At 37.9% G+C, this 25,938-nt stretch carries 26 protein-coding genes, 1 pseudogene and 1 riboswitch; of the genes and pseudogenes, 13 read left to right on the top strand and 14 right to left on the bottom strand.

Annotated features, from left to right (window positions below):
- Nucleotides 1–11: 11 nt before the first annotated feature.
- Complete coding sequence (locus EDC17_RS09770; protein WP_132777898.1) at nt 12–1,346, bottom strand: deoxyguanosinetriphosphate triphosphohydrolase; 1,335 nt, start codon at nt 1,344–1,346, stop codon at nt 12–14.
- A 57-nt stretch (nt 1,347–1,403) separates the two neighbouring features.
- Nucleotides 1,404–1,874 (bottom strand): hypothetical protein, encoded by a 471-nt coding sequence (locus tag EDC17_RS09775; protein WP_132777899.1) that lies wholly within the window; start codon nt 1,872–1,874, stop codon nt 1,404–1,406.
- 84 nt (nt 1,875–1,958) lie between these two features.
- Between EDC17_RS09775 and EDC17_RS09780 the strand changes: the two genes are divergently transcribed.
- From EDC17_RS09780 to EDC17_RS09790, 3 genes are all read left to right on the top strand, one after another.
- Nucleotides 1,959–3,020, top strand: coding sequence for an aldose epimerase family protein (locus EDC17_RS09780; RefSeq protein WP_132777900.1), 1,062 nt, complete (start codon nt 1,959–1,961; stop codon nt 3,018–3,020).
- Nucleotides 3,021–3,193: 173 nt separating this feature from the next.
- Complete coding sequence (locus tag EDC17_RS09785) at nt 3,194–3,721, top strand: hypothetical protein (RefSeq protein ID WP_132777901.1); 528 nt, start codon at nt 3,194–3,196, stop codon at nt 3,719–3,721.
- 28 nt (nt 3,722–3,749) lie between these two features.
- Nucleotides 3,750–4,661, top strand: coding sequence for a TlpA disulfide reductase family protein (locus tag EDC17_RS09790; RefSeq protein WP_132777902.1), 912 nt, complete (start codon nt 3,750–3,752; stop codon nt 4,659–4,661).
- Between the two features lie 46 nt (nt 4,662–4,707).
- On the opposite strand, the gene EDC17_RS09795 is transcribed toward EDC17_RS09790, so the two are convergent.
- From EDC17_RS09795 to mtaB, 5 genes are all read right to left on the bottom strand, one after another.
- Nucleotides 4,708–5,163: a PepSY-like domain-containing protein gene (locus tag EDC17_RS09795; protein WP_132777903.1), complete on the bottom strand. Its 456-nt coding sequence runs from the start codon at nt 5,161–5,163 to the stop codon at nt 4,708–4,710.
- Nucleotides 5,164–5,202: 39 nt separating this feature from the next.
- Nucleotides 5,203–5,652, bottom strand: coding sequence for a PepSY-like domain-containing protein (locus tag EDC17_RS09800; RefSeq protein WP_132777904.1), 450 nt, complete (start codon nt 5,650–5,652; stop codon nt 5,203–5,205).
- A 77-nt stretch (nt 5,653–5,729) separates the two neighbouring features.
- Nucleotides 5,730–7,016, bottom strand: coding sequence for a sensor histidine kinase (locus EDC17_RS09805; protein ID WP_132777905.1), 1,287 nt, complete (start codon nt 7,014–7,016; stop codon nt 5,730–5,732).
- Entirely contained in the window at nt 7,016–7,687 is a 672-nt protein-coding gene (locus EDC17_RS09810; RefSeq protein ID WP_132777906.1) for a response regulator transcription factor, read from the bottom strand. Before EDC17_RS09810 ends, EDC17_RS09805 begins: the two co-directional genes overlap by 1 nt.
- Nucleotides 7,688–7,938: 251 nt before the next feature.
- Complete coding sequence (gene mtaB / locus EDC17_RS09815; RefSeq protein WP_132777907.1) at nt 7,939–9,258, bottom strand: tRNA (N(6)-L-threonylcarbamoyladenosine(37)-C(2))-methylthiotransferase MtaB; 1,320 nt, start codon at nt 9,256–9,258, stop codon at nt 7,939–7,941.
- Nucleotides 9,259–9,365: 107 nt separating this feature from the next.
- Here mtaB and EDC17_RS09820 point away from each other — a divergent pair, with 107 nt between their 5' ends.
- From EDC17_RS09820 to EDC17_RS09850, 7 genes and pseudogenes are all read left to right on the top strand, one after another.
- Nucleotides 9,366–10,037, top strand: coding sequence for a hypothetical protein (locus EDC17_RS09820; RefSeq protein WP_132777908.1), 672 nt, complete (start codon nt 9,366–9,368; stop codon nt 10,035–10,037).
- Between the two features lie 52 nt (nt 10,038–10,089).
- The gene (locus EDC17_RS09825; RefSeq protein WP_132777909.1) at nt 10,090–10,911 is read left to right on the top strand and encodes a thymidylate synthase; all 822 of its coding nucleotides are present in this window, start codon (nt 10,090–10,092) and stop codon (nt 10,909–10,911) included.
- Between the two features lie 44 nt (nt 10,912–10,955).
- Nucleotides 10,956–11,453, top strand: a complete 498-nt coding sequence (locus EDC17_RS09830; protein WP_132777910.1) for a dihydrofolate reductase — start codon at nt 10,956–10,958, stop codon at nt 11,451–11,453.
- 117 nt (nt 11,454–11,570) lie between these two features.
- Nucleotides 11,571–12,023, top strand: a pseudogene (locus EDC17_RS09835) (restriction endonuclease); the annotation flags it as partial.
- Between the two features lie 82 nt (nt 12,024–12,105).
- Nucleotides 12,106–12,612 carry a GNAT family N-acetyltransferase gene (locus tag EDC17_RS09840; RefSeq protein WP_132777912.1) on the top strand — a complete coding sequence of 169 codons (507 nt, stop codon included), beginning with the start codon at nt 12,106–12,108 and terminating at the stop codon, nt 12,610–12,612.
- A 36-nt stretch (nt 12,613–12,648) separates the two neighbouring features.
- Complete coding sequence (locus tag EDC17_RS09845) at nt 12,649–12,909, top strand: hypothetical protein (RefSeq protein ID WP_132777913.1); 261 nt, start codon at nt 12,649–12,651, stop codon at nt 12,907–12,909.
- Nucleotides 12,910–13,376: 467 nt separating this feature from the next.
- Nucleotides 13,377–13,763 (top strand): hypothetical protein, encoded by a 387-nt coding sequence (locus EDC17_RS09850; RefSeq protein WP_132777914.1) that lies wholly within the window; start codon nt 13,377–13,379, stop codon nt 13,761–13,763.
- 19 nt (nt 13,764–13,782) lie between these two features.
- Here EDC17_RS09850 and EDC17_RS09855 read toward each other — a convergent pair whose 3' ends face one another.
- The 7 genes from EDC17_RS09855 to argH form a co-directional block, all read right to left on the bottom strand.
- Complete coding sequence (locus EDC17_RS09855) at nt 13,783–16,230, bottom strand: phosphocholine-specific phospholipase C (RefSeq protein WP_132777915.1); 2,448 nt, start codon at nt 16,228–16,230, stop codon at nt 13,783–13,785.
- A 102-nt stretch (nt 16,231–16,332) separates the two neighbouring features.
- On the bottom strand, nt 16,333–16,602 hold the full coding sequence (locus tag EDC17_RS09860) for a Trm112 family protein (protein WP_132777916.1): 270 nt from the start codon (nt 16,600–16,602) through the stop codon (nt 16,333–16,335).
- Entirely contained in the window at nt 16,599–17,240 is a 642-nt protein-coding gene (locus tag EDC17_RS09865; RefSeq protein WP_165894399.1) for a thiamine phosphate synthase, read from the bottom strand. The genes EDC17_RS09860 and EDC17_RS09865 overlap by 4 nt, the downstream gene beginning before the upstream one ends.
- Nucleotides 17,227–18,270 (bottom strand): AIR synthase-related protein, encoded by a 1,044-nt coding sequence (locus tag EDC17_RS09870; RefSeq protein WP_132777918.1) that lies wholly within the window; start codon nt 18,268–18,270, stop codon nt 17,227–17,229. The genes EDC17_RS09865 and EDC17_RS09870 overlap by 14 nt, the downstream gene beginning before the upstream one ends.
- Before the next feature lie 2 nt (nt 18,271–18,272).
- Complete coding sequence (locus EDC17_RS09875) at nt 18,273–18,992, bottom strand: class I SAM-dependent methyltransferase (RefSeq protein WP_132777919.1); 720 nt, start codon at nt 18,990–18,992, stop codon at nt 18,273–18,275.
- Nucleotides 18,993–19,058: 66 nt separating this feature from the next.
- Nucleotides 19,059–19,152: riboswitch (TPP riboswitch) on the bottom strand.
- Between the two features lie 58 nt (nt 19,153–19,210).
- Nucleotides 19,211–20,137, bottom strand: a complete 927-nt coding sequence (locus tag EDC17_RS09880) for a hypothetical protein (protein ID WP_132777920.1) — start codon at nt 20,135–20,137, stop codon at nt 19,211–19,213.
- Nucleotides 20,138–20,211: 74 nt separating this feature from the next.
- The gene (gene argH, locus EDC17_RS09885; RefSeq protein ID WP_132777921.1) at nt 20,212–21,543 is read right to left on the bottom strand and encodes an argininosuccinate lyase; all 1,332 of its coding nucleotides are present in this window, start codon (nt 21,541–21,543) and stop codon (nt 20,212–20,214) included.
- A gap of 299 nt (nt 21,544–21,842) precedes the next feature.
- Between argH and EDC17_RS17415 the strand changes: the two genes are divergently transcribed.
- The 3 genes from EDC17_RS17415 to EDC17_RS09900 all read left to right on the top strand — a co-directional run bounded on the left by EDC17_RS17415 (nt 21,843) and on the right by EDC17_RS09900 (nt 25,767).
- Nucleotides 21,843–22,049 (top strand): DUF2167 domain-containing protein, encoded by a 207-nt coding sequence (locus tag EDC17_RS17415; protein ID WP_132777922.1) that lies wholly within the window; start codon nt 21,843–21,845, stop codon nt 22,047–22,049.
- Nucleotides 22,042–22,689, top strand: coding sequence for a DUF2167 domain-containing protein (locus EDC17_RS09895; RefSeq protein ID WP_132777923.1), 648 nt, complete (start codon nt 22,042–22,044; stop codon nt 22,687–22,689). The genes EDC17_RS17415 and EDC17_RS09895 overlap by 8 nt, the downstream gene beginning before the upstream one ends.
- Before the next feature lie 141 nt (nt 22,690–22,830).
- Nucleotides 22,831–25,767 carry an alpha/beta hydrolase family protein gene (locus EDC17_RS09900; protein ID WP_132777924.1) on the top strand — a complete coding sequence of 979 codons (2,937 nt, stop codon included), beginning with the start codon at nt 22,831–22,833 and terminating at the stop codon, nt 25,765–25,767.
- Nucleotides 25,768–25,938 lie beyond the last annotated feature (171 nt).

Here is a 25,938-nt window from a genome sequence, read left to right on the forward strand (position 1 = left end):
TTTCATTAACGCTATAGCGTAGCTATTTCAATTCCTTTTATCTTACGGTACAATTGTAATGCATACAAATCCGTCATGCTGGACACAAAATCCAATACATCACGTATTCTCTCATACACATCATCACTTCCACTATGAAACTGTATCGGCATTAGAGCTTTTAATTTCTTATGTAGGTTGTTAGGCTTTTCGGCAAGATAAGCGGGCACAAATTCTTCCAGAATCCCTTCCATCACCTTATAACCCGCAACTTCAATTTCCACTACTGCGGATGCATTATATATCTTTTTGTATGAGATTTCCTGAATTTTCAGCATTGCCTCATGTAAATCAGCATCCAAAGCGTCAATAAGACTTTTCGAAAAATTACCGGCTAATATCTCTTCTTGTTCATCAAAAAAGACTTTTGAAGTAGCACCAATCAACGTATTTATTGCCTTAGCACGCATTAAGCCTATACGGCTTTCTTCATCCTTCAACTGCGTTAACCTAGCTTTCAGTTTATCATCTTTACAAAGTGGTAATAGTAATTCTTCCACCTCCTCGTAACTCAATATAGCTAGGCGATGTGCATCTTCCAAATCAATAATATTATAACAAATATCATCTGCAGCCTCTACCAAAAATACCAAAGGATGACGCTTGTACACATCTTCTTCCTCTTTTAAAATAGCTAACTCGTTTACTATCTTTAAAAAAGATTCCTTATCGGATTGAAAATAACCATATTTCTTGCGGTGTAATCGATTTTTATCACCACCTTTTATGGCACTGCAAGGATATTTAATGATAGCAGCTAATGAGCTATATGTTAGCGCAAAACCACTTTTATCTTTTCCATTAAAATTATTCGTCAGAATACGCAAAGCATTGGCATTTCCTTCAAAAGAAACCAAGTCAGCCCACTGCTCTTCTGTCAATCTTGATTTATATTCTAATCCCTTTCCAGTAAAATAAGCCGAAATAGCAGATTCTCCGGAATGACCAAAAGCAGGATTACCTAGATCATGTGCTAAACATGCTGTGGCAATAATTGTATCGATCTCCTGTAGCAGCGGTATATCTTGATCAACAAGCGGATTTTGTTTCTTGTAGGAATTATAAAAAATCCTACCCAATGATCGCCCTACGGATGCTACTTCCAAACTATGGGTTAACCGATTGTGCACAAACACAGCCCCTGGCAAGGGAAATACTTGTGTCTTATTCTGCAATCGACGAAAGGGAGATGAAAAAATTAAACGATCATAATCGCGTTGAAACTCAGATCGAGCATCAAATTGCTCATTAGAAAGACGCTCTTCGTAGCCCCACCGCTTAGCAGATATAAGTTGTTTCCAGTTCATTAAAATATTGGATTTATCCAGACAAATATAAGATTTCTGTCTCAGATGAAGCGGATACTAATCCTTATTGGGCTTAATAAATCCCAACATGAGATTGATCAGGCCGATGGGTTGGATCAAAAGAAAAAACCAGAATAAGGAACGGTAAATCGTATAACGGTCCATAACATCCTGATATTCACCACGGATTTCCTGCACCGAAGAATAGGCATTCGAATCGACAGCTTCTTTGAGTGAGAAGGAATTATTATCCCAAAGAATAAGCACAATGGCCAATAGGATATACGAGACGAGATGTAAGTAAATCAAACTATCGGTATATAGGGATGACGCAAATATATAATAGAACAGCCATAGACATACCCCTATAGCAGCAATCAGATAAAAAAGCCATTTTGCTTCAATGAGGTTAGTTTCCCATCCTGCATTCAAAACAAAAGTATGTGTCTCATCCACAAATATGAAGGTATATAGAAATAATATTATTGCAATAGCAGCAAATAAAGCGTAAATGTGTTTTTTCTCCATACACTATAAATATAATGAAATATTCCTTTTCTTTAGCTTACCAACGTTTTTTATTAATTTAGACAAACAATAATTCTCAAGCCCATGAGCACCAACTTTAATTTACCGAACGCAGAAAATTTTGAACACACACTAAACGGAAAAAACACCCATCTTCTTACACTTCGCAACCGAGCAGGAATGCAAATTGCATTGACGGATTATGGAGCGCGCTTGGTGAGTGCCCTGGTCCCTGACAAAAACGGAAATTTGGTGGATGTGGTTCTTGGATTTGATACGATCGCAAATTACCTGAACGCGCAAGAATGCTATCACGGCGCTACGATTGGACGATTTGCAAATAGAGTGCAGAATGGCAAATTTGTGCTGGATGGCCAAGAGTATACATTACCACAAAATAACGGCAACAACTGCCTGCACGGTGGTCCTGATGGCTTCCATACCAAGGTGTGGGATAGACAAGTAAGTTTCAGAAAACAAATCTCCTTTTATTATGTCTCGCCAGATAATGAAGCTGGATTTCCGGGAGAGATAAAAGTCTCGGTCAATTATGAATTAACGGACGATAACGAAATACTGATAAATTACAGAGCAACAGCAAGCAAACGGACGGTGATAAATATGACCAATCACGCTTATTTCAATCTCAATGGTGAAGGAAATGGCGACATCTTGAACCACTGCGTAAAAATAAACTGCTCCAAATTTATTGAGATTAATGATCAACAAGTTCCTACGGGCAAGCTGCAAAGTGTATTGGATACGCCACTGGATTTTAGAGAAGAAACACGAATAGCCGATCAAATAAGTAAAGACCACAGTCAGATCAAATATGCAAGTGGTTTTGACCATAGCTATGTAAACAGCAATGCATTGAGTCAGCCTGCCGCGTCGGCTTACAGTCAGCAGACGGGTATTGAATTAAGAATATACACCGACTACCCTACTTTGCATTTTTATTCAGGCAATTTCTTGAGCGACGACGAAGGCAAATCCGGTAAAAAATATTTGCGCAACGGCGGCTTTTGCTTTGAAGCCCAACATTATTTGGATGGCCCCAATCAATCCGAGTTTCCATTATTTGTTATTGAACCCGGAAAAGAATATAATTTCAACATAAAATATAAATTCTGTATGAGAAAATAAACATCATACATGTCATATATCTTAATAATTTTCAGAATTAAGTTTAACAAACAAGAAAATCAGCGGGTAACCCTATTATTTACCACGCTTTCGTAAGAAGAAATATTATAGTTTTAATCAGCAGATTTAGATCTCGTCGATTAATGATACATTTGATTGTAAAACACTAGATTATGAAAAAAACAATAGTAACACTTGCTTTTCTAGGTGCTTGTCTATCCTTCCAATCGGTCCATGCGCAATTAGCAAAGAAAAAGGATATTACCCTGGAGGAGATTTCCAAAGAGATAGGCGCACTTGCCGAAAAAGACGACGAGGCATCTAAAAAACAGCTTTTGGTAGAAGCTAAAGCTTTGGCAGATAGTAAGAATGAAAATTTTGTAACCTTTTCGACGCGCATTTACAACTTTTTGGAGCAAACCGAGGAAGCTGAAAAAATAAACAACAGTTTGGTCAAAAGATTCCCAAAAGGATTGAAAGCACGCTCTGAAGCTTACAAAAATGTATTTGCGGATGAGAATACCTCAGCTGCAGATGCCGAAAAGAAATACAATCAGTTCCTCAGCAAGTTCCCAGCGAAGAACTTTGAAGCGAAAGACCAAACGCTTTATGCCAACGCGGAATCTGAATTGGCAGCTTTATTTTTCAAAGAGAAAAATACGGATAAGGCCAATGAGTACCTGAATAAGATTAAAAAATAGTGCGACATACATTCAAACGGGTTATTCCTTGACCAATAAGTTACTAAAGAATAAAGACTATACGACTGCATTACCTATACTCGAAGATTTGATTCAAAAGGCCAAAGAAGATAAAGTCGTAGGTGCGAATTATATGGCGGTACTTTCATCTTCATACGGCACAGCATTGTACGAAACAGGTAACTACGAAAAAGCGATTGGTCTACTGCAGGAGCAAATAAGCACCAACATCAATGCGACCAATAATAAGACAATGAATCTCCTATTAGGGAATGCCTATTCCAAAGTAGGCAATGATTTGGATGCATTCTTAACGTTGGAAAAATTTACGGTTAAGAACGGAAAAAAAGAGGAAGTGGAAACGGTCCTTAAATCCTTGTACCAAAAGCTTAACAACAATAAAGGAGATTACAACAAATATAGCGCAAGCTTAGAATCCGAAATCAAAGAGGCTACCTTGGCAAAATACAAGGCCGAAATGATTAAAAAAGAAGCGCCTAACTTCTCATTGGTCAATTTAGAAGGAAAAACAGTTTCTTTAGCCGATTTAAAAGGCAAAGTGCTCGTACTGGACTTTTGGGCTACATGGTGCGGTCCTTGTAAGATTTCTTTCCCGGGCATGCAAGCTGCTGTCAACAAGTATAAAGATGATAAAGATGTAGAATTCTTATTTATCAATACTTGGCAAAATGAGAAAAATTATGAAGAGCTGGTAAGAAACTTTATCGCTGAAAATAAATATTCATTCCATGTATTATTCGATGAAATGAAGGATAGAAGCAAATCTACTGTCACGGCTTATGGTGTGAGAGGTATCCCGCACAAGGTGGTAATTGATAAAGAAGGATTTATTCGTTTTGAGTCTGCGGGAGGAACAGCGGATGTAGAAAAAATAGTAACCGAAATGGAAACAAAAATAGAACTAGCGCGTAAAGGCTAAAAAATAGAAAAGGGATAATTCACATTATCCCTTTTCTATTTTGATTTTATCTATCTTCACGAACGAATCCACCTTCGCTATTGAAAACTAAATCAATATCATTCGTTAACTCGATATCGAAACCATTCATCTCGCGCTCGATTCCATTGATGCCCACTGAAGGATAATTATTCGTTACATAGGATACGATTGCTGGCAAGATAAAACCAGTAGAAGGCAAGGCTTCACGATCATTTCTTGCTTCTACGTCCAGCCAATTACCTGCTTCGTCAAATGTGATGTCCACACCATTATCCAATTTCACTTCATACTCCACACGTGCTGCACTTTCTTTGTCTTTGATAGTCGAAGTGATCTTTGCATTCGCAAAATACTGACTTATAAAAGATTGAGAAACTGCTGGTAGTTCGTCAATAGCAATTCGCTCTTCGTCTTTATCACACGATGCCATTGTGAATACTACACCCAACATCAAAACCATTTTAACTAGTAAACTTTTCATAACTATAAATTTTTAAAAAACTGTAAATGAATAAATTAATTAATCGTCAATACGTATAAATTTTCCTTTGCCATCAAATTCCAGATCTAGGCCATTTGTTAACTCTACCTCATACTTGTTGGAATTTTTGGAGATTTTCACAATATTATTCTGTGGAAAACTCTTTGTTATATAGGCCGAAATCGCTGAAGGAACCAAAGTAGAAGGCACTGCTTTATTATGCTTCATGTCTACTTCTTTCCATGCGCCATTTTTGTCAAATTCAAATTCCGAGCCATCTTTTAATTTAACTTCGAAAGATTTTTTGGAAAAGAAATCGTCTTCCATCTTGATGTAAGAGATGTCCCCGGTAGCATTATGCTTCTTGATAAATTCTTGCGCTGTTTTTGGTAATTCCGCAAGTTTAATAAGTTTATCTTGGGCATTAACCGCTGTAGCAGCCGACATTAAGCCTATTATTGCAAAAGTTTTGAATAGTGTTTTCATCATTTTAATCTTTGATTACTCTACAAAATTCTAAACCAATTTGGGAAAGATTTGGGAAAAGAAACTTTATTCGAAATAAATTACATAAGCTTCTTTACTTCAAATACTTGCATGTTATTTTCATAGCGATATTCGATAACTAAAAAAGAATATTTATCCAAAATTGTCTGGACAATGGATAAGCCCAATCCGTTGGAATTGTGATCTTGGCTTCCTTTGTAGAATCGTTCGAAGATATAATTGGGGTTGAGCGCCCCATCTGCACTTGTATTGGCAATCGTAAAGGAGTCAGCGCGCATTGTAATTCGAATTTTACCAGGCTGTGTATTATATTTTACAGCATTACTCAACAAGTTGGAAACCAGGATTTGCATCAGATCACGGTTGGCCATCAGCACAAAATCCGATACGATTTCTTGATCGACCTGTATATCTTTGTAAGCAATTAAATCCTCATAGTCTGTAAGCGCATGATCCACGATGGCCTGCATATGCACTTCCTCTTGGCTGGCATATTGCTGGTTGTTAATACGCGATAAGGTGAGTAAACTTTTATTCAGGCTGACCATTCGTTGCAATGAACGCTTCGCTTCTACCACACGGATCATATCTTCCTCAGATAGCGATGCATTTTCCAACACAAATTCCAATTTATTGATACTCACAGCCAAAGGCGTTTGAAGCTCGTGTGCCGCATTTTCTAAGAACCTCTTCTGACTATCAAATACTTTTTCATTTTGCTGAATCATATCAGAGATATGATTGTTGAGATCCTTAAATTCACGAACCTGCGAATCTACCGCTACAAAACTATCTGCCTTACCAAAACGATATTGGGAAAGATTCTTAAGTATCTGATTGAATGGTTTCCAGGCGTGCCCCATCATAAAGTAATTGATAAATAATATACTCAATACAATAACGCTGTACAGGGCCAACAAGGAAATGGCAAGATCCATCAAGAAATCGTCTTCTTCCACCGTAGAAGTGCGTATTTCAAGGTAATAAGGCTTCCCTGTAGCATCATAGAATCCCGTCCGTAATATCCGATAAGGCTCCTCTTCCTTATCATAAGGCATGTAAATTAGCTCCTTTGAAAATACATTTTCATCCAGCACCTCCGTAGCATTTTCCACAGGACGAATGACAAATTGATTGACACCGAATTCTGTGGATTCGGCAATAAGTTCCGGCTTACGGTACACTTCGCGGATGATGAGTATCTTTTGATTTTTCAAACCATCATCGATATTGTCATATACTTCCTCCATGATGACTGCATAAAACATCGCAGCCCACAAGGCCATCACAATCAAGATTGTAACTACAATAAAACGGTTCGTATAATTCTTTATCGATATAGCCATTACACTAATTTATATCCTATCCCATATACAGCTTGTATGTCACATGTCGCGTCGGCCGTCTTTAACTTCTTACGTAAATTCTTAATCTGCGAATAAATAAAATCCAAATTATCCGCTTGATCTGCATGATTTCCCCACACGGTTTCGGCTAATGTTGACTTTTCCAGCAGCTTATTAGGGCGAAGCATAAAATAGTACAGCACGTCGTATTCTTTGCGATTGAGTATGATAGGCATCCCTTCAATCTTGACCTCACGGAGTTCCGGATCCAGAGAGACATTTTTATAGTGCAACAAATGTTGACCATCTTGCGCATTCCGACGGATAATGGATTTCAAACGGGCCAACAGTTCTGCAAAATGAAACGGTTTTGCCAAATAATCATCAGCTCCTATTTCCAATCCAGCGACTTTGTCATCTACGGAGTCTTTGGCGGAAAGAATAAGCACAGGACTTTTAATAAGATTATCGCGCATCGCACGCAGTACGTCCAATCCGGAGCCGCCGGGCAACATGATATCCAGCAGTACACAATCATACGCATAGTTAAGCGCTTTATCCAAAGCCTCATCATAAGTTGACGCGACTTCCACCACAAACTTCTCACTAATCAAAAATTCACGTATTCCGGCTTGTAGAGCGAGCTCATCTTCGACAATTAATACTTTCATAGTAGCGACAAGGATAAAATAAGATTTGGGAATAATTTAGGAATATTTTTTTGAAGAATATTAAATAAATAGAAGGTATTGAAAACGGTCTTAAACCAAGCCCGTCATTTCGACCAAAGGGAGAAATCTAAAAAACGGATGTAAAAGGATTCAAAATCCACGAGGTAGAAGCATCATCCAATATAGATTTCTCCTCGTACCTCGTCGAAATGACGAATAAGAATACTTTTAAATCCCCTTCAAAGTATATCTTAATGAGCTAACAGCTCTGGTAATTCTTCTATATCTACATCACCTGATTCAGAAATCGAAGTGAATTTCACCGGCACAATTTCATTGACCAATAGTGGATCATATGGGGTACATACTTTCACATAATTTTTAGAAAACCCGTGCATATATCCATCTTTTTCATCCGATTCGAATAATACCTCTCCTATTGCACCTAAATTTTCTTCGTAGAAAGCACGACGTTTTTTCTCCGAAAGAATGTGCAACATCTTGCTACGGTCCGAACGTTGTGCACCCGGTACGGCACCTTCCATTTGAGCAGCAATTGTATTTTCACGTTCCGAATAAGTAAAGACGTGCAAATATGAAATAGGCATTTCGTTTAAGAAATTGTACGTATCGATAAAATCTTCACGTGTTTCACCCGTAAATCCAACAATTACATCTACTCCGATACAAGCATTTGGCATTAGCGATTTGATTTTTGCCACACGTTCCCAATACAGTTCACGTTTGTAACGACGACGCATTTGTGCCAATACTTTGTTATTTCCAGATTGCAAAGGCATATGAAAATGCGGAACAAATCGTTTGGATTGCGCAACAAATTCAATTATTTCATTTGCAAGCAAATTTGGTTCTATCGATGATATACGAATGCGGTCAATTCCTTCCACTTCGTCCAAGGCTTTGACCAAATCCAAAAATTTGTCTTGGCGCTTACCATCACGGATACCGAAATCACCAATATTAACCCCTGTCAACACAATTTCTTTCACACCCGAAGCAGCAATTTCTTCTGCTTGACGTACAATATCTTCAATCTTTCCCGAACGGCTTGCACCACGTGCTAGAGGAATTGTACAGAATGTACACGAATAATCACAACCGTCTTGCACTTTTAGGAAAGTACGAGTACGGTCGCCGATAGAATATGCAGTTACGAATTGATTGGTTTCGTCGATTGGTCCATTATGGACAACTGCTTTCTCTTGCTTCGTTAAATCATTGATATGCTCAATGATGTTGAACTTCTCTGCAGCACCTAGCACCATATCTACCCCTGGAATCTCAGCGATTTCCTGCGGTTTCAATTGGGCATAACAACCAACAATCGTGATATACGCATTTGGAGAATATTTAAGCGCTTCCTTCACCACCTTTCGACATTTCTTATCCGCATTGTCCGTCACCGAACAGGTATTGATTACATAAACGTCCGCAGCTGAATTGAACGGCGTGGTATCATAGCCTGCATCCTTGAACTGACGTCCAATTGATGAAGTTTCCGAAAAATTCAACTTACAACCTAGTGTATAGAAAGCTACTTTTTTATTCATAATAAGTTGCAAAAATACGCTTTTTTTTAGACTTCCCTTTATAGATAAAAGATTTGAGATGCGAATGACATTTGATAACTTTATGACAGCAGATTAATTGATTTTGTATGAGCTATCTTTCTCAAAAATTCAAAAGTACAGAGCATGATGATATTGATGAGATATTTCATGACATAGAATCCTCTTTTAATATAAAATTAGATGATGTCGAAATAAATAAATGCAACACTTTTGATGACTTAACAAAACTAGTCTGTAGTAAGATTGAACTTGAAAATATTGATTATTGCACATCACAACAAGCCTTTTATAAATTCAGAAAAGCATATTACGCAACACAGGATAGTACCATTCCTTTACACAAAAATTCACTTTTAGCGGAAATCTTTCCAAAACAAAATCGCAGAAATGATATTAAAAGATTAGAACAAGAGTTGGGCTTCAAAACAAATTTATTACAACCTCCGAACTGGTTAACTATTATGCTTTTGGTGCTTCTTATCTCTTCAATAGTTTGTCTTTTTTATAAACCATTAATTGGCTCATATGGTCTAATTCTTTCTATAACAGGTTTTATATTCGCTTTTAAATTTGCATCAAATCTAGACCTAAAAACAGTCTCTGACATCATAAAGCAATTGGTTCAACACAACTATCATCTTGTTCGAAATTCAGCATCCTATAATGAGAAGGAAATTGAGCGTATTATTATTCAACACTTTGTAGACAATCTTGATTTAGATGTGGAAAAATTCGATGGTAAATCATCATTCAGTTAGTTCAAAAAATATCTTAACTTCGTAACATAAATACCTTTAAACAGATTCAAAAATGAAACAATATTTAGATTTACTAAAACACGTATACACCACAGGTGTGGACAAAACGGATAGAACAGGTACTGGTACACGTAGTGTTTTTGGATATCAAATGCGTTTCAATCTGCAAGAAGGTTTTCCGATTATTACGACCAAAAAACTGCATTTACGTTCGATTATACACGAATTAATCTGGTTTTTGAAAGGTGAAACAAACATTAAATACCTGAAAGATAATGGTGTCAGCATTTGGGATGAATGGGCAGACGAGAATGGCAACTTGGGACCAGTTTATGGTTCACAATGGCGCTCATGGCCAACGCCAGATGGTCGTCATATCGACCAAATCACGCAAGTGATCAATCAGTTGAAAAAATCACCTGATTCGCGTCGCATTATCGTATCGGCTTGGAATGTGGCAGAAATTGAAAACATGGCTTTGCCTCCTTGTCACGCTTTCTTCCAATTCTATGTGTCGCCAGCACATCCCGAAAAAGGTATTCTTAAGCCTCAATTGTCTTGTCAACTGTACCAACGCAGCGCCGATATTTTCTTAGGTGTGCCTTTCAATATTGCTTCATATGCCCTATTGACGATGATGGTGGCGCAAGTATGTGATATGGAAGCAGGAGAATTTGTACATACTTTTGGTGATGCGCATATCTATAGCAATCACTTCGAACAAACAGAATTGCAATTGTCACGTACGCCTAAACCACTTCCAACAATGAAAATCAATCCGGAAGTAAAAGATATTTTCGACTTCAAATTCGAAGATTTCGAATTAGTAGGTTACGAGTATGAGCCACATATCAAAGCTCCTGTAGCGGTGTAGAAAATTGGGAATGAGGTAATTTGGAGATTTGAAAATTAGATAAAATGAGTGATACTAAAATAACGTTAATCGTAGCTGCGGCAGAAAATAATGCCATTGGCAAAGACAACAAAATGCCTTGGCATTTGCCTAATGATTTTAAATACTTTAAGAAAAATACGCTAGAACATTCGGTGGTGATGGGTCGCAAGACTTTTGAATCTATCGGCAAACCACTTCCAGAGCGTCGTAACATCATCTTGACGCGTGATATGAATTACACGCACGAAGAAGTCGATGTAGCGAATAGCGTGCAAGAAGTGCAAAACTATTGCCGTGATGAACGTGAAATCTTTATTATCGGTGGTGCGGAAATCTACAAACAAACCTTACCACTTGCGGATAAAGTGTTATTGACGCGTGTACATACGACAATCAATGGCGATGCGTATTTTCCAGAATTACTGGATCACGAATGGAACTTAGTAAGCGCTGAAAAGCACGAAAAAGACGAAAAGCACGCTTTTGATTATACTTTCGAAGTATACGAAAGAGCAAAATAAAAATACACATACGCTTCTTCCAAAGGCATTTCCCCGATACTTTTGGAAGAAGGGATTTTATTAACCAAAAACTTACCAAATGTACAAAAGCCTTAATATCACCCCCCCTTAGAATTTGAATTGTGGGTCAAAGAATATTTAGAAAAATGTGGAAATATAAATGATATTAATATTCATCATAATATTATTCTTAATGCATATGATGGTGATTACCAAATTGATGTTTATTGTGAGCTAGAAATTTTAAACATTTCTATCAAAATTCTTATTGAATGCAAAAAGCACGCTCACCCTATTAAAAGAGAAGTTGTGCAACTATTAGATGCAAAGCTAAAATCCACAGGTTGTCAAAAAGGAATTATATTCTCAACATCTGATTTTCAGACTGGAGCTCAAGAATATGCAGAAAAGCATGGAATTGCTCTTATAAAGGTTATTAATGGAGAAGTAATTTATGTTAGAAAATCTGTTAACGCTCCTCCTTTAAGTTCGCAAGAGAAACTAGAAGTGGGAATACCAAATTTCGCTGGTGAATTTCTTTATGATAATTTAATAAATTACATTTTTTGAAGAAAACATGGATCCCTTAAAATTATTCTTAAAAAGTTAAAAATGCTTTATTCATATTAAAATCTAATCATGCCTCCCATCCATCCGTCAAGAACAACACCAAGATTCCGAAGCTGTTTACAACATTAATAAACAAGCTTTTGCCCAAGAAGCTGAAGCCAAATTGGTGGATTCTTTACGAAATTCGGACGCGTTTGTTCCGGAGTTATCTTTAGTAGCCGAGCTCGACAATCAAATCGTTGGGCATATTTTATTTACCAAAATCAAGATTGTTAATAATGCTACATCATACGAATCCTTGGCTTTAGCGCCAATGGCAGTGCTTGAAGATTATCAAAAGCAAGGTATTGGTGGCGCATTAATCAGAGAAGGATTACAACGAGCAAAGGAATTGGGTTTCACTTCTGTTATTGTCTTAGGTCACGAAAATTACTACCCAAAATTTGGTTTCCAACCTGCAGTAAAATGGAATATTAAAGCGCCTTTTGAAGTTGCTTCGGAAGTTTTTATGGCAATAGAACTTGTTCCAAATGCATTACAGCATATTAGCGGTACCGTGCAATATCCAAAAGAGTTTGAAAGTGTGTAAAAAATTTTTAAATTGCTTTCATAACCAAAAATAAACATGAAACTAACTAACATTACTGAATTACACACAGCTGATCTTTACAAAAAATTAAAAAGCCTAAAATCAGAGAAAATTATAAACGCAGTTCTTATTGGTTTTGCCGTTGGGATATTTGCTTATAGCGGAATTGTCACTGGCTTTGGATTAGGTTCCATCATAGCTTTAATTCTCGCTTATTTCTTTATCAAGAATGCAAAAAATAGAGACGCGCTAGAAAAAGAAGTAGTCAATGAACTGAATTCTCGTGAATCGAAATAACTTCTGGAAGATTACTAAATCACATTTTATCACAATAAAATCAAAACCCATGATTTGCTAATTATGTCGCCTATCAAAATTTTGCATTTGTAGGAATGGATTGACATTGTGCAAAATTTTTAAGCGACGATTTTTTGGATACTTTTTGAGATAAAAAGTATCTACTTGCCCAGAAAGAGGGCATAGCCAATGTTTCTTAAACCGAACTCACATTAATTTAACCTAAGTTTAATATATTTACACAAAAGATACTAAACACAAGTTAATTTCATGAAAAGGCTATTATTTGTCCTAATTTTAAATTTGAGTATTACTTTATGTTATTCGCAAACGCGTATTAATACACCCAATGGCCCCCAAACAATCCCATATCACAGACCACACATAAATCCCTGGATGGTCTATAAGGAAAAAGATATAAGTGCTTTTAAACATGATTTTATCATTGAACTTAAAATGGTGATGTGTTGGAAGCAAATGCCAAAATACATTATAGAGATTCTATTTCATTCCTTGAATGGAAATCGGATGGTAAAAAGAAAATTCTTAATCCAAATGAAACCAAATCTATTTATCACTCAAATTACACACAAAAAATATTCAAGGGTATACCCTTGGAGCATGTATGGGTTTTTATAGTAGATTCAGCAAAAATAAACACATATACTATCACCTCTGATTATATAAAATCTACTCCTATAACCCATATTAACAAAGGAATTGACGGAGATATAGTCCGTTTAACAAAAGAAAACTTAGAAAATATGGTAGTTGATAGCCCGAAAGCTTTAGAATTAGTGAAGAAAAACAAATTAGTAAAGGCATTAAAAGAATACAACAAAGGCTTCGAATAACTCGAAGCCTTTAATTACACTATCCCATCAAAGGATCTGAAATACTGTGTTGTCCATTTTCAATACGTCCTGCGTATTGTCTGTGCCAATTATCAGCATGTAAACTAATATCGTACCACCGACCAAATTTCTGTGTATCCATCTCCAATCGTACGGATTTCTTCGGTTTGATTGTGAGATTTTCTGTGGATTTTGTGTAGGCATTTGATACTTTGACAGCTTGCGAATTTTTCGAAATATTCTCGATATGCAACACTAAATCGCCTTTATCGGAATACGAAACCTGTACTTGCAAAGCTTCAGACAAAGCCTTTGATTGTAATTTACGGTAAAATCCATTTGGTCCATGTACCGCAACATCATAAGCTCCATTATCTGTTTTGCGCCAAGTATAATTCAATTTGTCTCCTGCCGCTACCGCAAATGACTTGCTAAATCTATTTGTTTCGAGCAAATCATACACATTGAAAGCACCAGCAAGAGCCCTTTGTCCAAACTTCTTGTTAGATGCTTCGAAGGTCATTTGCAAGTGATTTTTGGCATGATGCTCATGTACATACAGCTCATAGCATAAGGCGCTAGATGGCTTTGTGCCTTTCTCCTGCTTGGGTAAAGCGGGATGGGATGCTCCACTTCGGATTCGACTTATTTCATCTTCGTTGAATGCCAAATAGCCATCTGGAAGTGGCTTATCCTTCGCTTGATCTAAACTTGCTATTTGCTGCTTCATATCCAAAAAGTCGGGCAATCCACCCTTTTCATTTGGATTATATGTTCGGAACACCGAAGTCAAATCTCCAGTTATTGCTCTTCTCCAAAGTGAAATATTCGTTTCTACAATCTGTTTCTTATATTTTTTGTTCAAGAAAACTTCCAAAAACTGGATCGTAGAGGTAATATCGCAGACTTCCGAATTCACCCATCCCCCTTTAGTCCAAGGCGATGCAATAATCAATGGCACGCGATAACCTAATCCTACAGGACCTTCGGTTGCGTTTTCTTCTCTTACACCCGAAGCAAGTTCCTGCTCTTTCGTTAAAAATTCTGTTTGCAAACTTTCTTCCAATTTTGACGAAACTAAACCCGAATCTTTGTCTCCCGGCTTAGGAGCCACGAATGGCGGAACATGATCGAAATAACCATCATTTTCATCATAATTCAAGATAAAAATCGTTTTCTTCCACACTTCAGGATTCTGGGTCAGAATATTCAATATTTCCGACACATACCAAGCGCCATACATCGGTGCACTCGGATGATCCGAAAAATACTGTGGCGCAACTAACCAGCTGACTGTCGGCAATTGACCATTTGTTACATCCTGACGAAATTGATGCAAAATATCACCTTTAGGTACTTCAATGGTGGCTCCTTCGAAATCTACTTTTTCTGTTTCGTGGTAATGTGTATCACCTTCGTTGGTTTGAAAAGCTCGGCTATGCAGTTCCTTCTCGAAGTCCGACAGCTTTTCAAAATTCCCTAGAGAATACTGTTCGACTTCACGCTTGAAGCTCTCCAATTGATTTTTCTTTTGCGTCAGCGTATTCTGCACCTTTTGTGCATTCGGGTAAGTAGCCAATTGCTTATGCAACTCGTCGATTTCTCCAGGCAATTCTTCAATTCTACGGGTATAAAAATCAATATGGCTTTTCTTAAAGCGGACATTGTATTGAGAAAACCATTCCAGATTATTATCCGTAAAATTCCCTAACAACGACTCCCCATTTCCAGATCCTTCATTCTGCAAACTGATTTCATTCTGGTATACCTTCCAACTTATCCCATTTTCTTGTAAACGCTCGGGGAAGGTTTTCCACTTCGCCATATTATTGTAATAGGTATCCGAATTGCGCGTCAAAGGTTTGCTATGTAGATCTTCCGTACATTTACCCGTCCAAAAATAATGTCTGTTGGTTGTCGTACCCGTTATGGAAGAGCAAAAATGTTGATCGCAAATCGTGAAAGCATCTGCAAAAGCATAATAAAACGGAATATCTTCACGCGTATAATAGCCCAAAGTGAGCGGCAAATCACGATATTCTTTCCGTCCAGATCGCTTCCAATCCAACCACTTATCAAATTTTCCAGCGTTCCAGGCACCAATTTGATTTTCCCAAGAATGCGGTAAATCTTGTGTCCAAGCGGCTTTAGAATTTTTGATATCTAACCGAAATGGTGCGTAGGTATGACCGTTTGCATAAGACTGCAACCATACAGGATTACCATTTGACAATTGAATAGCACATCTATCATTAAATCCGCGCACACCACGTAATGTCCCGAAAGAATGATCAAAAGAGCGGTTTTCTTGCATCAAAAGGACCACATGTTCGGCATCCAAGAATGTTGAGCCTTCAAGGGGATTAATGTTTAAAGCGGCTTCAATGGATTTTGGCAAATGCGTAAAGAGTCCAAAAGAGCCCGCCAATATTCCTGCTTTCTTGATAAATGACCTTCTATTATCCATACGGTTAGATTTATAAGGGTAATACTAGCGTAAGATAAAAATAACAAGGATAATCCGACGAATATTTTAAAATTAAAGAGCTTCCGATGTGGAAGCTCTCTACTACTCTATTAATCTAAAATTTTCAATCTGCTTCGGATGACCCAAGCGACTCAAACTTTCATAATATATTTTCTCTATTTCAGAATCCCGGAATTCGTCCGGATTCATAATGGGAATACCCGATATAATAGGATAAAAACGTTTGCATGCTGTGCAAGTTAGGCTCCCTATGCTTATGTCTTGCTCGACCGTTTGTTCGATGATCTCAAGTTTTAAGTCCGCTTTATCAAATGGACAACATAATTTATTTTGTATGGTACTTATTTTCATGGATTCTTATTTAATGCTTGGTAATATGCGTTAATGACCTCTTTTGGATTCTCTGCGCTCATTAACCCCGAAACGATGGCAATTCCTGCATAGTTAATTTCTTCCAAAAGATTAATATGCTGTGGCTTAATGCCTCCTGCTAGAAAAAAAGGAATAGTATAATGCTGTTGAACATTTTTAATCAAAGCTCTATCTACCAATACACAGCGTGTATTATTTTCGGATGGAAACATCGAACAAAAAGATAGATAATCAATCTGTTGATCGGTTGCCCATTGTACGACATCCATATCATTGGTGCATGTCACTCCTATGATTTTGTGCTTTAATTGTGACTTCAAAACCTCCCAATTGGAAGGGATATGATCAAAATGTACGCCATCAATGTCGTAGTCCCGCATCAATTCATACTTGTTGTTTATGAGAATGGGAATATGGTGCTGATGCACAATCTCAATAATAGATTCCAAAATATTGTGATTCGGCAGTTTATTCGAATCCCATAGCTGTATAGCGATCACTTGATTGGACAGTAGATGCTCCAATTTACGAAGATCTGGGGCAGTAAAGGTGCGCATGTCCAGAATGATGTATACTCCTTTTCTTTCTGTGTCGAAGTTTATTTTACGATAAGCCATTTTCCATAGATTTAGCAAATACAGACCAATAGGCATCCTGCGCAGGCGCATTTAGCGGATACATTTCATCTCCTTTTGTGAAAAATCTCCCTTCGCTTTCGGATAAAAACATTCCAATTTCCGTACATGAAATACCTCGGCGCTGTAGTTCGTTTATTAACATTTCTTTGCCTTCCTTCTTGCAAGCAATAAGCATGCTTCCGGCGCCAATGATACGCTGCGGGTCCAATCCAAAAATATGAGCCACATCAGCATGCACAGGAGAAACGGGAATCTTGTCTGTATCCAAACGAATGCCTTTGCGAGAAGCCGTAGCAAATTCATACACAGCCCCCATTACACCTCCCTCTGTCACATCATGCATGGCGTTAACTGTTTTGGAATCCATATGGAGTTCGCGAACTACTTGAGATTCGGGAAGAACCGAAATATTCCAAAAACTGGAAGCTGCCTCCTGTACGACTTCATCACCTAGATGAGTGCATAAGTAGTTGGGAAAAACCATGGCCAGAATGGATATCGCTGTCAATCCCGCTGTTTTTGTCATGAGCAACACATCCCCTTCTTCGGCCTGCGTAGAAGTCATGATATGCTCTATGTCCCCTACAGCAAATAAAGTTACCCCACCTGCCAACGTCGAATTATTGTGCGCATCAAAGCTCGTATGTCCCCCAGTGATGTTGATTTTCGCCTGCGCAGCGAACTGATGAATATGCTCCCAGTATTGCTGTAGCCCCTCTTCATCCATGTACTGCGGCAAGTTTAAGGTGAATTGTCCGTACTGAGGCGCTAATCCAGATGTGGCTATATCATTCGCTGCAAGGTGCAAGGAAATATATGCCGAGGCTTTCATTCCTATCCACGGAATAATGGAAAGAGGATCGCTAGACACGACCATTCCAATTTTTTCAGTAATAGAAATCACCGCGCAGTCCACACCATAGGCTGGACCTTGCAGAACCTTATCGCTGGCATATCCGACGGACTGTGCTAATACACTGTCCACCAGATTCTGATTGACTTTGCTCATAGCTAATCCTCAAATTGTACAAATAACCCAAAGAAATCGCCGACCGGAATAGACCATTGCTGCACAGGAAACCATTTGGGCAAGCCTGTACAGGACCAATGGATAGTATAATTGCGACCAACCAGTGCTTTGTCAATGACTTGAATTAGATTTTGTGGGGTATAGAAATGGGCGGTGACATAAAAAGGATTTTTGCCAAAAGCTTGTTGAATCCTTCTTCTGAAGAATTTAGGCGAGTTGCGATTCATCATACCCATCACTATTCCGTGGCGTGATACCCGCGATGCTTCTTGAATAACGCGGACCGGATCCCGATAATATTCAAAAGTGGTAATAAACGCCACCGCATCGAAAGTTTTGTCTTTGAAGGGCATGAAATGGGAGTCTGCCATGGCTAGATCTCCAGAAAAGAGTTCTTTCGCCTGCGATAACATCAGTGGCGATATATCTCCTCCCGAGGCTTCTATACCAATATCCTTCCACCAACGCGTAAAGCGTCCGGTGCCACATCCAAACTCCAACAACTCCTTAATCCGAGGTTCTTTGGCTACTAATTCGGCTATGATTTTCTTTTGCCAGATCTCGGCTCTTTTGTATCGACCCTCATACCATTGCTCATAGGTATCGGTATGTTCACGGTTAAAAAACCACTCGGGTCGACCTTGCCAATTGGCTTTACGCTGAGGAATCAGCTCTTGTACATTTTGTCTTATTAACTCCATACGATATATTGAATAAAAAAAATACTCCTTTCGTATGGATAAGACCAACTGAATGGAGTACAATAAATATATCGTATCCTGCATCCCTACGTTGGCATTATCCAAATCAGGTTTCGGGTATAATCTCAGCTCTCCAAAGAGGGCACCCCGTGCTATATTTTACTTATTAGCTTAAGTTTAACTCAATATTAGGCAATAATATTCATACTAACAAACTCTTAGTCATTCTTATACTGTTTCAACTCTTTTTTGTTCATTTCTTTTACTATCAAATCCTCACTCCAAGCCGCTTGATAAATTTTGCTATTATCTAAAACTTGTTGTCCTAAACTGACGCTAAATATAGGTGTCACAAATCCATATAAACTTTTGTCATTTGAGATATTTTTACCTTCATTCATAAATAAATCTGCTGCCTTTAGATACATAATACTCAAAGCAAAAGAATATTGATTATTTCCTCTATTGCTGTTCAGAGCCAATTCAACTTTGGGAAATACGACATCACCTACCTTCACTTTTATACTTCCATTTTTCAACGCACCATAGGTAGATAAGGTTCCATCCTCATGTTCAATTATAATTTTATTGTTGTTTGATTTAAATGTAATACCTTCTGTAAAATCTTCATTTCCATCTATTACTTCGACTACAAGGCCTTTTCTAATAGAAAGAACTGCTGCTTCATCTTTTGTATGTATATAATAACTTTTCCAATCCTCAGGTTCTGTATTGCCGAAATATTTGGCTTTCAAATAACTAGCTTCGCTAACTCTAGCCTCTGTGCCTTCATGATGGGGAAATCCATATATAAACTCAAATGCAACTTTCGGCTTTAATTTACCTCTGATATAACGATATGAATACGAATATGAAATTCTCTGATCTTTATTAGTTGGACGAAGTGTCATTAATTGGCCTGCATATCCTTTAGCTTGAAACGACGCCCCATTTAATGATGAATTTTCCAAAGATTTAAAATTGGTCTGAACGGTCATCGTGCCAGGATCATTTTTAGTGAAATTTAATGTAACTGAATTATCACTATTTCGTTCAGCTTTAACTTCCATTTTAGCTTCTTGAGCTATTAAAGAATGCGTAACGACAACCAATAGTAAATTGACTAGATAAATAATATTTCTCATAAAAAATAAAAACAAAAGGTTTATTCAGACACAAGAATAAACCTTTTGTTGTAAAAAAATGAAATATTATACTATTACTTCAACAAGTCAGCTAACGCTTTTTCAACTTTTTCAAAGCCAAAATCGGCTTTTACATCAGAAAACATACGTTGAATTTGGTCATTGCAAAGATTCCCTATACTTCCTTCGTGCGTATGATTTACCTCTTTAGACGGTTGAAATGTACCCTCTTCGATTGCTAAGCCTATGTTTTTATAGGCCTCACGGAATGGAATACCTGCTAACACTTCATTATTTACGACTTCTACGGAGAATAGATAATCGTATTTCGGATCATCCAAAATATTGTTCTTAATCTCAATATTCTCTAACATGAATGTCGCGATTTCCAAACAATCATTCAACGATTGGAATGCTGGGAATAAATTCTCTTTCAACAGCTGCAAATCGCGGTGATAGCCAACAGGTAAATTTGTCGTCATCATGGCGATTTCGGTTGGCAACGCCTGAATCTTATTGCAGCGCGAACGAATCAACTCAAATACATCAGGATTCTTTTTGTGCGGCATGATACTCGAGCCCGTAGTCAGGTGCGCCGGAAAAGAGATAAATCCAAAATTCTGATTGATAAACAAAGTAACGTCCATCGCAAATTTGGCTAATGTTGCCGATATCGAACTCATGGCTTGTGCCAGTACACGTTCTGTCTTGCCGCGCCCCATTTGCGCATAGACCACATTGTAATTTAAGTCTTCGAAGCCCAACAAATCCGTGGTCATTGTACGATTCAACGGAAAAGAAGAGCCGTAGCCCGCTGCGGACCCTAATGGATTTTTATTGCACACGGCCCAAGCCGCCTTCAATAAGTGTAAATCATCCACCAAACTCTCTGCATAAGCACCAAACCACAGTCCAAAAGACGATGGCATAGCAATCTGCAAGTGCGTGTAGCCTGGCATCAAAACCTGTTTGTACTGTTCACTAAGTTTGATAAGCTGATTGAATAACACCTCCGTATTGTTGAAAATGCTATGTATTTCTGAACGGAAATACAATTTTAAATCCACCAAAACCTGGTCATTGCGGGAGCGTCCAGAGTGAATCTTTTTGCCGGCTTCGCCAATGCGTTTGGTCAACATCATTTCGACTTGAGAGTGCACATCTTCTACACTATCCTCAATCTCGAATTGCCCTTCCTGTATTTCTTTATATATATTTTTAAGTTCTTGTTGAACTGCCGTCAAATCTTCATCCGTCATCAGACCAATGCTATTCAACATCCGCGTGTGTGCAAGTGAGCCCAACACATCCGCTCCTGCCAAATGCATATCCATTTCACGGTCTTTGCCTACAGTAAAAGATTCAACAAAAGAATCAACATCAATATTTTTCTGCCAAATTTTCATTCAAAAGTCGTTTTGATTCACAAAAATACCATTATTTTAGATATAACTTTTTATAAACTTAATATTCCTTTTTACAACAAGCTGCCGTGTGGCGTCATCACTAAGCTTTAATATACATATCTCATCGTGTGAGATACCAAACTAACACAAAAATATTTTTCACCCTATTTAAAATAATAATACATTTGAAATTATATTAACTCAATTAACCAAATTATGAACAAATAGTATTAGTTTTATCCTTTATTTTTTGTCTCCATACCACTCTCAAGGCCCAAGAAATAGACTCTACCGAGTATATGGTTCAGCAGGTCGAGGAATCTTTAAAATTTGAAACAGGAATTATCAAACTTCCCGAAGGAAACGGCACATTGGTGGTTCCTAAAGGCTTTCATTACCTCAACAAAGAGCAATCGAATTATGTATTAGCAACACTATGGGGTAATCCAGAAGACAATACCATATTGGGAATGCTTTTTCCAATAAAAAAAAAGAGTGTTGGATGATAATTCATGGGCTTTCACGATTAGCTATGACGACATGGGCTATGTCGAAGACGGTGATGCGGGCAGTATCAATTACGAAGAACTCTTGCAGTCCAGCAAACAAGATCTGGTCGAAGAGAACCAATCTCGCAAGGCTGAAGGGTATTCCAGCATCGAATTGGTAGGCTGGGCATCAAAGCCTTTCTATGACCCCACCAAGAAAGTATTACATTGGGCTAAAGAATTCCATTTCGAAGGAGATTCGCTCAACACTTTAAATTACAACCTACGCATTTTGGGCAGAAATGGTATTTATTTAGTAAATGCTATTGCTTCGATGCATGATCTCCCAGAAGTAAATGAGAATGTGAACAATGTTTTGTCCAGTATTTCTTTTGACGAAGGTTACGCGTACAATGATTACGTAGATGGGGACAGAATAGCGTCTTTGACAGTAGGTGGTCTAGTCGCAGGAAAGGTATTAGCAAAAACTGGACTTATAGCCATCCTTGTCAAACTATGGAAAGTTATAGCCGTCGCGGTAATCGGATTTTTCGGATTTTTGTTCAAAAAATTTAAAAGAAATAAAGAAGAGACTGATACAGTTGCTACAACTGAAGAACCTGAATCTCCAGATAATAGGCAAGAAATGAATAGTTAGATTCAAAATGCTATAAAATCCTCCATTCCTACACCGAATGGAGGATTTTTATTTTAAGATTCATCATAACATCTTTAATACAGTAATCAACTATTAGAAGATTATAAATATATTTATACTAATATTTAACCTATTGAATGAATGACTAAAAAATCGATTCTTTTTTTCGCGTGTCAACTGGCATGGTTAACACCTTTTGCCCAAGAGGTTTCAAAACCACTTTCGTGGCAGGATGTTCCCAACTGGAAATATATGCGCTTGAATGAGGCAACGCCTTCACCGGATGGAAATTGGCTTGCTTATGTTTCTGGACCTACATCGGGTGATTTGACGCTCACATTGAAAAAAGTGCAAGACACGACCAAGTTTGATTACCAGATTGGCGGCGCTTCTACTCCTATTTTCTTTAACCACAATGCGCAATACTTCAGTTTTTTTGAAAATCAAAAATATACTGAAATCAAGGCGAACGAAAAATCACGTAAGCCTTCCAGCAAAAAATTGAGAATAGTAGCACTGAAGGATACAGCATCGGTGACTTTTGATAAAGTACAAAGCTATAGTTTCTCCAATGAGGACAGCAAATGGGTGGCAATACGCTTTGAAAATCCAAGACCAACTGGACCTAGCATGCCGGGAGCACCTAGTTCGGATGATAGTCCCAAAGGTTCAGATTTATTGCTATACAACCTCATTACCAAGAAAAAATACAACCTGGGAAATGTAAGTGATTACAGCTTCAATAAATCAGGGCAATATTTAGCTTATACTATTGATGCCAATGGTAAAAATGGTAACGGCATTTTCTTGATGGATTTGAATACCGGCATATCGAATGCCTTGCATAATGATGAGGCTAATTTTTCAAAAATTGCGTGGAACAAAGAAGGGACAGCATTTGCATTGTTGAAATCCAAAAAAGATAAAAAGTACAAAAGCCCGGTTTATACGCTGTTAGGGGTAAAAAATATAAAAGCACATCTTGCCGACGTATTTACCTATAGCGGATTGGATGAAAATCAGATCACTGCTGGGTATGGCATCAGCGAAAACTCTAATGCCTACTGGAGCAAAGACTTAAAAACGATATTTTTCGGTGTCGCCAAATTAGAAAAAGCGGAAGAGCCGAAAACCACAGAAAAGAAAATAGACGATATAGCTAAGGCAGATGCTAAAAAAGCTTCTGAAAAAGATTCTATTGCCTCTAAGACCGACAGCACGCAAATTGCTGCAACAGCCAAACCGACTGCAGGTCATAAAAAGCCAGATGTGAATAAGAAGGACCTCGAAAAACCGGATATGATCATCTGGAACTGGCAGGATGTACGCCTGCAATCCGCACAAAAATCGCGCTTGCAATTTGACAAAAACTACACGACCATGAGTGCATGGCATGTGGATGAAAATAAATTTGTGTCGCTAGCGGACAGTGCCGTTAAGTCTATTTCGCTTTCACCGAATCAACTGATAGGCTATGGATATGACTTTAAGCCTTATGAATATGAATCCAATCTCAATGGGCAAAGCTACGGTGATTTGTACATCATTGATATCAAGACGGGTAAAAAGCAACTTGCATTCAAAAAATTGTACTTGAATGCCGGACGTGGAATCCGCTTCTCACCCAATTCGGACATGTTGCTGTTATATAATGATGGACATTATTTCATTCTTAACACGAAAACATTAGCCACTACCAATGTCACTCAGAACATTCAAAGTTCTTTTGTGGATATGATGGCAGATCATAATGTTGAAAAGCAAGGAATTGGCAATTTCGGCTTTACGGCGGACAACAAATTTGTGTTGTTACGAGATAATTTTGACTTATGGAAAGTATCGGTGGATGGTAAGTCAGCAACTACATTAACAGATAATTGGAAATCGAAAAAATTGATTACCACAGCATTCAACAACATCTATCAAGAAGATGAATTTGTGGACTTAAAAAAAGATCAATATTTATCAATTTATAACCATGGAACAAAACAAAAAGGTGTAGCAATCTTGCCTGAGAATGCCAACAAATTGCAAGTACTCAAACTTGATGACATCAATATGAGTGGACTCCGCAAACCTAAAAACAGCAACAATTTCTTCTACACGCTAGAACGATCCAATGTGGCTCCTGATTTTTTTGTGGCATCCGATAAATTGTTGAAGTCCGAAAAGCAGTTGACAAACAATATTGCCAATGAGAAGGCAAGCGTCTTGTCGTCTGGATCCAAACTGATTTCCTATGTTTCGGCACATGGAGACACGTTGGAAGCCACGCTTTACCTTCCAGCCAATTATGTAGAGGGCCAATCTTATCCCACGATTACGTATATCTACGAAAGATTGACCCAAGAGAAGAATAATTATGCGCAACCTTCCTTCCCAGGCGGAGGTTTCAATAGAGCTATGTACACCAATAATGGCTATGCCGTATTGATGCCCGATATCAAGTATAAATTGAATGATCCGGGTATGTCGGCAGTAGCCTGTGTGGTACCAGCTGTACAAGCCGCTATCAATACTGGAATTGTAGATGAGAAGAATGTTGCTATCCACGGACATTCGTGGGGTGGTTATCAGACATCCTTCCTAATTACGCAAACGAATATTTTCAAAGCTGCTGTAGCAGGAGCTCCGCTTACCAATATGATTTCGATGTATTCATTGATTTATTGGAATACAGGCTCCTCCAACCAAAGTATTTTTGAATCCAGCCAAGGCCGTCTGACAACAGGATATTGGGACAATTGGGATGCCTACGTGCGCAATTCACCGATTTACCACATCAAGAAAGTCAACACACCGTTGATCATTATGCACAATGATAAAGACGGAGCTGTGGATTATACACAAGGTGTAGAGTATTACAATAGTTTACGTCGTCTGAACAAACCTGTGGTGATGTTGACCTACAATGGTGAAAATCACGGATTAATGAAGGAAGTAAACAGAAAAGATTACGCCGTGCGTATGATGGAATACTTCGACCACTATCTAAAAGGCAAACCAGCTCCAGACTGGTGGGCTAAAGGAATAGACTATGTGGATCTTCCAAAACATTTAGAAGAACGCGCCTTTTAACTATCAAAAAAAGCTAATCTGGAGATTAGCTTTTTTGATTTCCGACTCTTGCTATTTTATTTCATCATCGATTAATTAGTTAAGCCTTAAAAAGCTATTTTTGATCTGATTATCCAATTTAATCTGCAACGATAGAGTGGGATAAACAGGTTTTGAATAAATACAAAAAAT

This window comes from Sphingobacterium alimentarium, assembly GCF_004342685.1.
Taxonomy (GTDB): Bacteria; Bacteroidota; Bacteroidia; order Sphingobacteriales; family Sphingobacteriaceae; genus Sphingobacterium; species Sphingobacterium alimentarium.